This is a genomic window from Paenibacillus sp. BR2-3, assembly GCF_046529485.1.
In the GTDB taxonomy this organism is placed as follows: Bacteria; Bacillota; Bacilli; order Paenibacillales; family Paenibacillaceae; genus Paenibacillus_AQ.
The window spans coordinates 563,661-576,448 of the sequence record NZ_CP126311.1 but is presented as its reverse complement, the minus strand read 5'-3'; the positions used below and the strand labels follow the sequence as shown (position 1 = coordinate 576,448).

The window sequence follows — 12,788 nt, the reverse complement described above, 5'->3', positions numbered from 1 at the left end:
GACATGACATCGGTTGTCAACGGTGAAAGCGAACATTATTCGTCAGGTTTTTCATATCGTTCGTAAATCAGACAATTTCGGCTAATTTCCACTTGAAGCTAATCGGCCAAAAATCAAAGCTTATGTCGTTTAATATAAACTGAAAGCTGACATCGTATCCATCGGAAGTGGCCGGAATGAAAAAAAGTCCAAATGAGACCGCTAATATCAAACCTATCAAAAAAAGAGCCGGAAGCGCCGTTCAACGGCGTTCCAGCTCTTGGCTGAACCTCTATTATTCCCACTCAATGGTTGCTGGCGGTTTCGAGGTGATGTCATATACGACACGGTTCACGTTCTCTACTTCATTGACGATACGGACGGAGATTTTCTCCAGCACATCCCACGGAATACGCGCCCAGTCGGCTGTCATTCCATCAATGGAGGTAACTGCGCGAATGCCTACGGTGTAGGAGTACGTACGTGCGTCTCCCATAACGCCAACGCTCTTCATGTTAGGAAGTGCTGTGAAGTACTGCCAGATTTCACGGTCCAGCCCGGCTTTGGCAATCTCTTCACGTAAAATATAGTCGGAGTCACGCACGATGGTGAGCTTGTCCTCTGTGACTTCACCCAGCACACGAATCGCAAGTCCCGGACCCGGGAAAGGTTGACGCCAGACGATGGCATGCGGCATTCCCAGCTCTTCACCCAGCTTACGGACCTCGTCCTTGAACAGCGTGTTCAGAGGCTCAATCAGACTGAACTTCATATCTTCCGGCAGGCCGCCCACATTATGGTGCGACTTGATCGTTTGCGCGGTGGCTGTTCCACTCTCCACAATATCCGTATAGAGTGTTCCTTGAGCCAGGAATGCGAAATCTCCCAGCTTGGCCGACTCTTCATCAAAGCAATAGATGAACTCATTGCCGATAATTTTACGTTTTTGCTCAGGGTCGTCCACACCGGCCAGCTTGCTCATGAAGCGCTCGCGGGCATCGATCTTGATCACGTGAATGTCGAACTTGCCTACAAATGTCTCCATAACACTCTCAGCTTCGCCCTTGCGCAGAAGGCCGTGATCGATAAACATACAGGTCAGTTGATCACCGATGGCCCGATGAATCAGCATAGCCACAACGGAGGAATCCACGCCGCCGCTAAGTGCGCAGAGCACTTTTTTATCCCCTACTTTGTCCCGGATATCCTTAATGGCGTCATCAATGAACGATTCCATCGTCCATTTGCCTTCGCAGCCACAGATATTGTACAGGAAGTTGGAGATCATCTCGTTACCGCGTACGGAATGCCGAACCTCAGGGTGGAACTGGACAGCAAAGAATTTCCGTTCGTTATGACTCATTGCCGCAATCGGGGCGCTTTCGGTGCCCGCATCCAGCTTGAAGCCTGCCGGAAGCTCAACTACATGGTCTCCGTGGCTCATCCATACGGTCTGGCGGCTCTCCAGCCCCCCGGCCAGCAAAGATTCGAGTTCAAAATCGACATCGGCTTTGCCGTACTCGCGTTTGGCGGAACGCTCCACCTTGCCTTCCAGTTGATGGGCCATAAGCTGCATGCCGTAGCAGATGCCGAAGATCGGCAATCCCAAATCGTAGATGGCCGGATCAACATGCGGTGCATCCTCGGCGTATACACTGCTTGGACCTCCGGAGAAAACAATCCCCTTCGGTGATAATGCTTTGATCTTGTCAATTGGCGTATTGTACGGCAGAAGCTCGCTGTATACCCCCAGGTCCCGAATTCTGCGCGCGATAAGTTGGTTGTACTGTCCTCCGAAATCGAGAACGACGATCATTTCATTTGGCTTGTTCATTACGTGCCTCCCTTGATTATTGGATTCATTATACTCATGGATAATTCACACCGTCAAGGAAAGGAGACCTCGTACTTTAGAACCTTTTTGGACAGACATCGCCCTGAGAGAACAGCCCTGCAGTTGCCTTGGTAATCAAGTCAATCGAAAAGTGATGCCCAGGCAGACCCTTATGAAGCCGGCGGATGACCCGGAGGGTGGCGGCTGGGTCCCGGCGGCGGTTCGATGGGCATTGGGCGATGATCCAGGGACGGAATGCCCGAAATCGGGCGATGACGCAGAAGGCGGCGATGACGCCGGGCTGTACGCCAGGGCTTCCCACTGGCGTACGAACTGCCAGACCGCCTCGCGCAGTCTGGCATCCTCAATCGGCAGGGAGGCGGCGTACTCCCTGCCGGTCATCCCGGGCGGCGGCGGGCCATACCGCGCCGCCAACCCGTGCCACGCCGGAGCGGCTGCGGCCAGCAGCTGCTCCGGCGTTCTGGCGCTGCTGCTGCGTGCCGCCAGCAGCAGCGCCAGGCTCCGCCGCCAGCGCCAGGCGGCGGCGGGAAGCAGCAGCGCCGCCGCAGCGAGCGGCGCCGGGGTTGACCCGCCCTGGCGCAGCCGGGCGGGGAGGGCGTCCGCGCCGAGCGCAGCGGGCGCGGACTGCGGCGGCAGCGCGGAGCCCGCTGCCGAACCCGGCGTGGGGTCGAAGGGAACCCAGCCCTCGCCGGGAAAATAGACCTCCACCCAGGCATGGGCATCGCCCTGGGTGACCACGTACCGCTGGGGCGCGGAGCCCTCCACTGCCGTTCCCGGCCCGAAGCCCTTAACATAACGGGCCGGAATATCAACACTGCGGAGCAGGGTAATCATGGCGGTAGCAAAGTGGACGCAATAGCCCTCCTTCGTCTCAAACAAGAAATCATCGACAAAATCAGAGCCGGGGGGCGGCACCCTGGTATCCAGGGTGTACGTGTAACGGTTCTGCAAGTAATCCCTCACAGCCACGGTAGCATCGTACCGGCCCCCGGCAGGTGCAGTAATCGCCTCAGCCAAACTGCTGACACGCCGGGGCAGTGCGGATGGAAGCTCTAAATAGGTATTTCTGATTTCTGCCGGATCAGGGCGGGCCAAACGGCGAAGATGATCCGGGTCCGTTTCCGGGAGCAGCGATTTGACCGTATACTCCGTTACCCTTGCTGAGCCTGCCACATCCGGCAGGCGAAAGCTGTCCTTCTCTTTATTGGCGAACACAAAGCCTAGTCTGCTGCCGTCAGTTAGCTGAACGGCTGCAATGTCGAGCACCCTGCCGGCGCTGAAAAGCGGCAGTCCCCCGGACGAAGGAACCGCGAATTGTATCCGTTGATGCAGAATTCTGCTTTCGGAATACCTGTTAAATGAAGCGCTCTTGTCTGGAAGTCCCGATAAATTCAGGGGTATGGAATCATCATTGCCTCTGCTCCAGCTTCGGCCGTCATAATAGGTGTAGCTCTCTCCGCGCCAATAGACGGGAATACGGCTCTCAGCGGTAAAGACCGGCTCGGCGTTGCTTGATAACGGTTTACCGAGTTCTCCTTCACCGGAGCTGTAGCCTGTCGTTCCGCCGGATTTCTTCACTGCCTGCTCGGTGGCCCATACGTGCAGCCGGCTAAGCATCGGCTGCAACGAAACCCGTGCCCCCGGCTCTGTGCTGGATACTTCGCCTCCCGACCAGGAAATTACCGTTACGGCAGCGGCAGTGATAAACGCAGCACTTCCCCAGCGGGCATAGGGAATGATACTCTGGCCGGGGTTTTTCTCTTGCAGCGCCAGTATTCCGCACATCCCCTTCAGCCAAAGGATCAGGCCTGTTGAAATCACAAGTTGATCCATTGTATGAATAGCGGCCAGCCTGTCCAATAGCAGCAAATACGTCAGGGTCACCGCGCTAAATAACGAAATACTCCCCCTGAAGAGTGCCAAATGCTGCACGGAGGCCACCAGCATCCCCCAGCCTGCCAGCAGGATCAGAAGCCGGCTCTCTTGGCCCAGATCCGAAATATTCCCGGAGAACAGCAGGAGAGCATCCCCTCCGATTTCCCTAAGATAAGGTCTTAGCCAGAATATTCCCTTATCTTTTGCACAAAGATAGCTCCAGGACAGAACCACAACTGAAGACTGGGCTGACAAGAGCAGCCAACCCGGTAGTTGACATAATCCGCACAATAAAAGTAAGGCTGCAGCTAATGCAAGAACGGCCAGCAGCACTCTGGTATCCTGTGTCTTACTAATATTGTATAGAGGATGCAGCCACTCTATAAAAAGCCCCATAATCGGCAAAGAGAACAGAAGCCGGAAATACATGGGAGTCCTCCCTTCATTACCGGCGAAACTGCTCTCTACTTTTATTTCGCTAAAGTACCGTCCATTTTCCAGGTGACTCATGTGCCTCTTCCTCCCCCTTTCCGGAGACAGGCAGCGCATGGTCAAAACAGTGCAATCCGGCTCCCAGACGCATCAGGCTGATTCCGATGGTACCGGCGACAGTGCCAAGTCCCCCCGTTCTACCCGTTGAAAGACTGGAATCAGGGGCATTTCGGTCCCAGGCATAATATAAGTTTACTTTCACGCCATGCGCCAGCAGCCGGGCGATAACCTTGGCCCCCTCCGGCTCCAACACCCCGGTTATGACAGCAATGCTCATGCCCGGAATCCAGCCGCGGGACGCATCCTCCAGCAGTTGCGGCAAATTTCTGGTGCCGTCCGGCATAATTTCCGTAAGGATATTCAATACCCTTGCAGGAATTTTCCCAAGCCCCTCATGCCTTGCCACTCCCTCCGGCCAACCGCCGCTGTATAATTGAACGTAGGTACCGGATCGTTCGGCAGTGACCATTAATCCCATAGCCGCTGAAACGGCCTTTTCAAACACCGGAGACTGGCTCCGCCTGTTTCTGCGGGGTCCAAGAGCGCCATAAGGGATTTCATAGCTTTTGGAGGCATTATCCAGCACGATGCAAATCGTCCGGTCTTTCTCCCGCTCCGGAGTTCGGCTTTGCAGTGAACCGCGGCGGGCAGTGCTTTTCCAGTGAATCCGGCTCAGTGGATCACCCGGCCTATAATCGCGGATATCCGTACCTTCATCCATGACCCCTCCACGCGGTGAAACGGCAGACTCTTCGGTAATATAACCTCCCTCGAGCGCCATCCGGCCAAAATTCAGCGGAGCCGGAAGTACCTTGAAGCCGGATGTGTCCTTCGGATGATAACTGCCTGTGAACCAGCCCGGCAGATCCCCCCACCTTACGGAGCAATCCTCCAAATGATGAAAGCCACGGGACAGCTCTCGCAATTTATAGGTATAAGTGAACTTACGCCGGAAGCCTGGAAACAGCAGCTCCTGATGACTGCCACCGCTCCAACGATCTGTAATTGTCATCCATGGCAGCGGAATCCGTGAACGAAAGCTTGCTTCTACCAACACCGTAACCGATTCACCGGCAACCGTATGCGCAGGCGTGACCGAACGGTTAATGATTACCCGTCCAGGCCCAAACAGATATAACAAGAGTCCGCCAAACACAACTACTCCGGCAGCCACGCAAAGGAATAGCAGCTCCGAACCGCCTAATCTGATATACAAGCCGAATATTAAACCTCCTGCGGCCAGCATCCGCCCCCATTCCAGCATGGCGCTGCGGCTGAGCCAAGTTAGGAGACTTCTCTCCGGCTTAGGGTCGTTTTTCTGTTGTTGATCTATTAAATTTGATGAGGACAATGGGACAACCCTTCCTTTTTCCATAGACTTGTTCCTCTTTAGGAACCTGCTGGTATCTATTCTTCCCAGGAAAAAGGGGGCACAGACGTTTTTATATTCTTTTTGCAGCCTTAATAGCCAACTCTCAAAATGCCTTTACTCGCCGTTCCTCTGCAGTCGCACTGACTGCAAGCGGCGGATGTCCCAGAATTTCAAGCAGATCCCGCAATGACATCCACATGGCCCCGCCAAACATGTTCAATGTCTCCGGCTTGACTGTAATCTCACCGTTAATCTCCTTATATATCAGCTCTTTATTCCCCACATCAGCCAGGAAAGAGCGCCCATTCAAGGTAATCGTGCCACTGCGGCTGGCCTTGTCCCAGCTCACTTGTCCTCCAAGCCGTTGAATTACAGCCCGGATCGGCACCCTATACTGTCCCTGATCAATCAAATATTCTCCCGGCTTCAGCTTCGTTTCCAGCTTGCCGACCTCCAGTACCAGCGGTTTCCCGTCTTCAAACAGTGTGCCGTTTGCCGTTATATTCGCGCCAATCCATGCCGCAGACGGTTTTATTCGTCCTGTATCTGCAATGCGCGAAGACACCCTGAATTGCACGGGCTTAACATCATTATCCAGCACACCGAAGGTATATCCTGCAGCTTTATAGCGGGCAATGATTTCAGGGAGCGCTTTAGCACTTTCCTCATGCCCTCCCCCATCATGCAGCAACAGAACTATGCTGGAATCCGTAGTATTCGCCACCGCCTCTTTTACTATTTCATCAGCGGGGACTCCTCTGCGTTTGGAGTCCCCGCTGTCCACATTCCAGTCCATCACCAGGTAACCCGCTTGCTTCAACAGAGAGAAGTAGGTATCATCAAAATGACCAAAGGTTCCACCGGGTGCCCGTACAAGCTGAGGCCGGGTGCCGGTAATGTTCCGGACAATTTCTTCCGTCTTCTTAATCTGGCTCCAGAACTGGGTAAATCCGCTGTATAATTCGCTGTAATTATGATCATAGGTATGATTTCCAATGGCATGGCCTTGCTCCCAAATGGCGTTAATCAGTTCTGGATGGCTTTTGGCTCCGTCTCCCAGCACGAAAAACGTAGCCTTCACACCCTCACGCTGCAGAATATCAAGAACTTTCGGGGTGACCGGGCTTGGTCCGTCGTCAAAGGTAAGGTAGACCATTTTGCGGGTTGCATTTATTTTAGCCTTAACCGGGGATATACGGGATGCTTGGGTAATGTTCAATTCAGCCGCAGCGGAGGAATTCTTCACACCGGCAGATATGATTTGTGATGCTGCAGCCGGAGGTTTCTCCTGCAGATTTGGAGTTCCAGTCTTTAGGCTAGCCGCTTGCAAGGGATGAGGCTTTAACTCCAGATCAATGATTCCCGAAGCCCCACCTGCTATAGCCAATATTATAACTAGTATAAAAAGCAGTCCACGCAGCATGGGCCGGCGGCTGCCAGCTTTCTTGTTACCCCTCATCTTCTCTACCTCCAGCATTCTATTGGCTTGTAAAAGCCGTTGATAGATTGTATGAAGACAAGCTTCAAAATAGAATAAAACAACTGCCTCCTGGAGAGTGACAACCTAATGGAAATGTTAACATGGATACAAGAATTGTTCGCCAATTATGGATATAGTGTGCTGTTTTTCGGACTGCTGCTGGAGTTCGTCGCTCTGCCGTTTCCGGGAGAAACGACGATGGCCTTCGCCGGCTTCCTCTCTTATACGGGCAGACTGGATTTCATGACATTAATCGTTGTCGCCTTTGCCGGCACTACCGTCGGAATGACCACCACCTATTTCATCGGGCTGAAAGCCGGAATGCCTTTTATACAGCGCTATGGCAAATGGTTTCTGTTCTCTCCCAGCAAGCTTGAAAAGACGCAGCTTTGGTTCGACAAATATGGCAGCATCCTCATTTTCATCGGTTATTTTGTGCCAGGAGTGCGTCATTTTACCGGATATTTCTCCGGGCTTACGGCGCTGCCCTTCCGGAAATTCGCCTTGTACGCTTACAGCGGTGCGTTATTCTGGGTATTGTTGTTTATCGGGATCGGACGGGTATTCGGTCCTCAGTGGATGGGGATCTTTCATTTATTTGAGCTTTACGCCTTATGGATCATCTCCGGTGGTGCGGCAATTGCCATACTCCTGATTATATACCGCTTCCGCCGGAGCCTTGCGGCCCGCCTTGGCAAACGAAAGGCTGACATCAAACTGAAGGCCAAGGTTAAAGAGTCTTCCAAGGGACGGTGAATATGCCATCCTTTTTACTGCGTAATAATGCATACCCCGCCAGAGCCAGCGCAACCCCGACGAAACCCGCACCACCCAGGCATCCCAGCGTCCGTGGTTCCACGATGTTCAGCAGCCAACCCGCCGCCAGCATGGAAATTCCAAGCAGCGTACCGCTTGCAGCAGTAATAAATCCAAAAACAACCGGCTGAAGGGGCAACGGTGTTTCTCGCATAACCAATGTATCCAGGCAGGCATTGCCTATGCCCCCGGCCAGTGACAACAGAATATACAACATAAAGGCTGCCGCGAAGCTCCCGTTCATACTGATGAAGGTCAGCAGAAGACCCTCTACCAGCAATCCTCCCAGCGCTGCGAATAATAAGCCCCTTTTTATAAACCGTCCGGCAAAAAAACTTAGACTAAGCCCTATCCCAAGCGCAGCATAAAAAGCCCCCACCCCTACATCGCCGGCATTAAATTCCTGTATGGCGTACACACTGATCAGGACATTGTCCAGACCATTTACCATTGGAACAAGCAGCTCATAGACAAGTACAATTTGCAAGATGAGACTCCCCGCTAATAGAGTCTTTATGCTTTTTCGCAGGGACGGGAAGGCAGCCGCCTTGGCATTTTCAGCTTTATGTTCTGGTGACGGATTATCATCCACCGCCGACTGCGGAAAATGAATACCATAAATAACTATGGCCGCGATTAGAAAAGAAGCCGCATTCATAATAAATGCCATATCCGGACCAAACCAATACGAAACGACACCGCCGGCAAAAGCGCCCAGAATAAGTACACACCCCGTCATTAGCTGCTCTAATCCGTTAATTTTCAGCAGTGCCCCGGGTTCCGATAGCAGTGGAATGGATGATTTACGAACGGGACTGTAGATAGCCTCTGCGGCAGCCAGCATGAAATTTGTAGCATAAAGCAGCCATAACCGATTTTCTCCATCCACCCACAAAAATATCAAAGCTATAGGCACTCGTATAATATCCGTAGTTATCATAATGGTTTTGCGCGGCAGTTTACTTCCAAGCATCCCGCCAAGCGGCGACAGAATCAGATAAGGCAGCACCCGGACTCCGAGTGAAATGCCAACTGCCATCCCTGATCCTGTCAAATGCAGCACCAGAGCCAGCATGGCAATCCCGCTGAACCGGTCACAAATCCCATTAATGATTCCAGCCGTAAAGAGTCTGGCATAACCTCGTTGATCTCTGATCCTAGCGGCTGTAGAGCTATTGTTCATTGGATTAATCCTCATTTCATCTAATTATATAAATATCTAATTAGATGATAATCGAAACCAATTAACCTGGCAATGCTTTATTTTCTTTAATTTGCTAAGATTAGATCGAACACTACAGAACGGAATTTTCCGAGAAAGTGAGATCAGCCTTTGAAAATAGATCGTTTACTCTCCATTGTCATCCTTTTAATGAACCGAGGCCTTATTCAAGCAAAGGAGCTCGCCGACATGTTCGAGGTGTCAGTGCGTACCATTTATCGTGATATCGAAAGTATCAATCAAGCCGGAATTCCGATCGTTACGTACCAAGGAGCTCATGGCGGAATAGGGCTGATGGAGGGCTATCGTCTGGACCGTAATGTATTAACGGATGGCGAACTGGCGGATATTTTCACGGCTCTGCAGAATGTCTCCTCTTATGGCGGGGGTGAACATTCTCTGCTCATGGAGAAGATCAGCAGCGTCATCCCCCCCTCTCAAATTGAAGCTTTCCGCAGCAAAACGACCCAGCTTGTTGTCGACTTTTCACCATGGGGGCTTAGGGGGCCGCTGGAAGACAGGCTCAGTACTTTGAAGGAAGCGCTGGAGCAGAGCGTAGCGGTAGCCTTCGAATATGTAAGTGCAGAAGGTCAGACCAGCCAACGTTCGGTGGAGCCTTATACTCTGGTGTTAAAGGGACAGTCCTGGTATTTATACGGCCTCTGTGTTTTGCGGCAGGAATTCCGGCTTTTCAAGCTACTGCGCATGAGGGCACTCGTTAAGGAGACACGTAGATTTACAAGGCAAGACCTCCCTGGCGAAGAGTTCCCTTGGAGCTCCGAATGGAAAAGAGAAGCCGAAACGGTGCCAGTGGTCCTGTATTTCGCTCCTGAGGGCAAGCACCTTGCCGAGGACCGTTTTGACTCCACAGAACTGCAGCCTGACGGCAATGGCGGCTATAGGGTTTCGCTCGACTATCCTGAAGACGGATGGTTATATGGCTTCCTTCTGAGCTTCGGAACAGCTATCGAGGTACTTACGCCGGAGCATATCCGGCGTAAGATGGGGAAGCTGGGTGCAGAAATTGCTGCTAAATATAAAAACTCAATATAAACCTGACGGAATGCCGTCAGGTTTATATTTTTATAATGGGTATATGGCGTATGCTTAACCATTACAAATTTAGAGGAGAGTGCTTAATATGGAACACGAACGGATACAGGAGCAAGTATTCTGCCAAAGCTGCGGCATGCCAATACAGGATGCCTCACTACTTGGTACGGATCGGGATGGCAGCAAGAACAGCGAATATTGTATGTATTGCTATGAAACCGGAGAATTTAAACAGCCTGATATTTCGCTTCAGGGAATGACCGACCTCTGTACCGGTTTTATGGTGCAGGACGGCATGACCGAAGATACGGCACGCCAGCTGCTTGCCGAACAACTGCCTCGCCTGAAACGGTGGAGCGCTTTACAATCTCCAGAAGCATAACATCAAACGCTTATTACACCTTTTATTCATATATATAGCGGGAAAAATTCCATCTAATTTATGGAATAAACTGATTTTTTGAGAATTAACGGGGAATTATACCTCTAATCCGGCCTTTTAAGACCAAAACTCCAAATTAGATGGAGAATATCCCGTTAATTCATCTTCATTAGGGTAGCGCGTCTGAATTAACAGGAGAAATTCCTGTTATTTCTTATCAAAAAGTATAAACTTCCTTAGTCAGTCTCTTGAATCGGTTTTCTTTATTCACCTGATACAGCCGTATCTTTCTCAGTCTTCAGGAAATCCGGTTGCGGCGAGGTCTTCTGAATAAAGAAGGCCAGCACCAAAGCAGCAACGGTGACCCAGGTAGCCACGGTAAAGGCATGGGTAATCCCGTTAAGCTTAGCTTCCTGCGTAAGTTTAAGCATTGCAGCCTTGTCGGTTTGGGAGACCGCTCCGCTCATTACTGCATCTGTTATGAAGCTCTTAACCCGGTTGGTCATCAGGCTGACGAACAAAGCAATCCCAAGCGCACCGCCAACTGTACGCAGTGTATTCGACATGGCGGTACCGTGTGAGCTGAGACGCTGCGGCAGCTGGTTAAGACCAGCGGTTACAATCGGCATCATCAGCATGGACATTCCGAACATCCGCGCAGTATAAGTAAGGATAAGATGGGTGAAAGTAGTCGTCTCCGTAAGCTGGCTGAATTCCCAGGTTGTAGCAACGGTTATGGCAAGCCCTATAACGGACAGCCACCGGGCACCGATTTTATCAAAAATAATGCCCGTTACCGGGGACATAATTCCCATCAGGATAGCACCTGGCAGCAGCAAAAGCCCGGATTCCATAGGCGTAAAGCCACGGATAGTCTGTAAATAAATAGGCAGCAGAATCATTGCCGAATACATTGCCATGGTAACGATAATATTGATTATTGTCGTGAGCGTAAACATATTGTACCGGAAAATGCGGACTTCCAGCAGCGGATTTTTCGTATTAAGCTCACGCACAACGAACAGAGCCAATGCAACAAAGCCCAAGACCAGACAGATAATCACAGTCTTACTTCCCCAGCCATCGGTTCCGGCATCACTGAACCCGTAAAGCAGTCCACCAAAGCCGAGTGTCGAGAAAATAATGCCGGGCTTATCCAGGCTGGGCGACGTTAACCTCCCCACATTCTGCATCGTCTTCATACCGAGGAGAGTTGTAAAGATGGCTAGGGGCAGAACAATATAGAAAAGCACACGCCAGGAATAATTTTGGACTACCCAGCCTGAAAGCGTAGGGCCGACCGCCGGGGCAAAAATCATTGCGACTGCCATTAAACCCATAGCCTTTCCCCGCTCTTCTATCGGGAAAATCCGCAAAAACACAATGTTCATTAATGGCATTAAAATACCGGCGCCGACAGCCTGAATCACTCTGCCGACCATGATCATCTCAAATCCGGCTCCAACTGCGCACACCAGCGTACCTATTGAAAATAAAACCATTGCGGTAATAAAAAGCTGGCGGGTCGTAAACTTCTCGACCAAATAAGCGCTGATCGGAACAAGAACACCATTGACGAGCATAAATCCCGTCGTTAACCATTGCGCCGTATTGGCGAGAATATTCAAATCCTCCATCATCTTCGGCAGTGCCACGTTCATCAGCGTTTGATTCAAAAGTGCCACGAATGCGCCGATAAGCAACGCCGCAATGATCGGACCTCTGCGTACATTCTTCGAGGCAGCAGCAGCGTTAGCAGTTATTGTACTCATAATTCCCTCTTATCTCTCCCTTGTTCCAATATTTTGATGATTTCACCATGAATCCGGAGCAGTTCCCCTGCGTCCTCCGTGGGTATATTTGAAAGCGGCAGCAAATGTCTTCTAAGAGATTGTTTACTTCTTTCCCGGATTTCTATACCCTTATCGGTCATTGACAGCTTGAAGCTGCGCCTGTCACTTTCCGACCGCTGCCGGATCAGCAATCCCGCCTTCACCATCCGGTCAACTACCCCGCTCGCCGCGCTGTTTCCCAGATACAACAGCTCTGCAAGGTCGGTAATACCTATATCGGGATGCATTGACACCTTGCGCAGCACCATGAGCTGGGTCGGTGTAATATTCATTTCTTCTGCATCTTTCCACAGCAGCTGTTGGAATGCGTGGCTGATACGGCGAAAAGAGGATACAATCTCATCCAGCTGTTGCTCATTTTCTTCCAATATCCTTCACCTCCCATTAGCTTTAAACCATATATTTCGCA

Annotated in this window: 10 protein-coding genes; 3 read left to right on the top strand and 7 right to left on the bottom strand. The window is 51.3% G+C overall.

Annotated elements, in window-relative coordinates; translation table 11 throughout:
- Positions 1–274: 274 nt before the first annotated feature.
- The 4 genes from guaA to PaeBR_RS02815 all read right to left on the bottom strand — a co-directional run bounded on the left by guaA (position 275) and on the right by PaeBR_RS02815 (position 7,032).
- On the bottom strand, positions 275–1,813 hold the full coding sequence (gene guaA / locus PaeBR_RS02830) for a glutamine-hydrolyzing GMP synthase (RefSeq protein ID WP_410513406.1): 1,539 nt from the start codon (positions 1,811–1,813) through the stop codon (positions 275–277).
- Positions 1,814–1,948: 135 nt separating this feature from the next.
- Positions 1,949–4,219, bottom strand: a complete 2,271-nt coding sequence (locus tag PaeBR_RS02825; protein WP_410513405.1) for a DUF4129 domain-containing transglutaminase family protein — start codon at positions 4,217–4,219, stop codon at positions 1,949–1,951.
- Positions 4,188–5,576, bottom strand: a complete 1,389-nt coding sequence (locus tag PaeBR_RS02820; RefSeq protein ID WP_410513404.1) for a DUF58 domain-containing protein — start codon at positions 5,574–5,576, stop codon at positions 4,188–4,190. The genes PaeBR_RS02825 and PaeBR_RS02820 overlap by 32 nt, the downstream gene beginning before the upstream one ends.
- Positions 5,577–5,676: 100 nt before the next feature.
- On the bottom strand, positions 5,677–7,032 hold the full coding sequence (locus tag PaeBR_RS02815) for a polysaccharide deacetylase family protein (protein ID WP_410513403.1): 1,356 nt from the start codon (positions 7,030–7,032) through the stop codon (positions 5,677–5,679).
- A 108-nt stretch (positions 7,033–7,140) separates the two neighbouring features.
- On the opposite strand from PaeBR_RS02815, the gene PaeBR_RS02810 reads away from it, so the two are divergent.
- Entirely contained in the window at positions 7,141–7,809 is a 669-nt protein-coding gene (locus PaeBR_RS02810; protein ID WP_410513402.1) for a DedA family protein, read from the top strand.
- On the opposite strand, the gene PaeBR_RS02805 is transcribed toward PaeBR_RS02810, so the two are convergent.
- Positions 7,784–9,052, bottom strand: coding sequence for an MFS transporter (locus tag PaeBR_RS02805; protein WP_410513401.1), 1,269 nt, complete (start codon positions 9,050–9,052; stop codon positions 7,784–7,786). The genes PaeBR_RS02810 and PaeBR_RS02805 overlap by 26 nt on opposite strands.
- 150 nt (positions 9,053–9,202) lie before the next feature.
- Between PaeBR_RS02805 and PaeBR_RS02800 the strand changes: the two genes are divergently transcribed.
- Together PaeBR_RS02800 and PaeBR_RS02795 are read left to right on the top strand one after the other, a co-directional pair.
- On the top strand, positions 9,203–10,144 hold the full coding sequence (locus PaeBR_RS02800) for a helix-turn-helix transcriptional regulator (RefSeq protein ID WP_410513400.1): 942 nt from the start codon (positions 9,203–9,205) through the stop codon (positions 10,142–10,144).
- 88 nt (positions 10,145–10,232) lie between these two features.
- Positions 10,233–10,526: a zinc ribbon domain-containing protein gene (locus PaeBR_RS02795; protein ID WP_410513399.1), complete on the top strand. Its 294-nt coding sequence runs from the start codon at positions 10,233–10,235 to the stop codon at positions 10,524–10,526.
- Between the two features lie 263 nt (positions 10,527–10,789).
- On the opposite strand, the gene PaeBR_RS02790 is transcribed toward PaeBR_RS02795, so the two are convergent.
- Both PaeBR_RS02790 and PaeBR_RS02785 read right to left on the bottom strand, forming a co-directional pair.
- On the bottom strand, positions 10,790–12,298 hold the full coding sequence (locus PaeBR_RS02790) for a DHA2 family efflux MFS transporter permease subunit (protein ID WP_410513398.1): 1,509 nt from the start codon (positions 12,296–12,298) through the stop codon (positions 10,790–10,792).
- Positions 12,295–12,747, bottom strand: coding sequence for a MarR family winged helix-turn-helix transcriptional regulator (locus PaeBR_RS02785; RefSeq protein ID WP_410513397.1), 453 nt, complete (start codon positions 12,745–12,747; stop codon positions 12,295–12,297). Before PaeBR_RS02785 ends, PaeBR_RS02790 begins: the two co-directional genes overlap by 4 nt.
- Between the last annotated feature and the right edge of the window lie 41 nt (positions 12,748–12,788).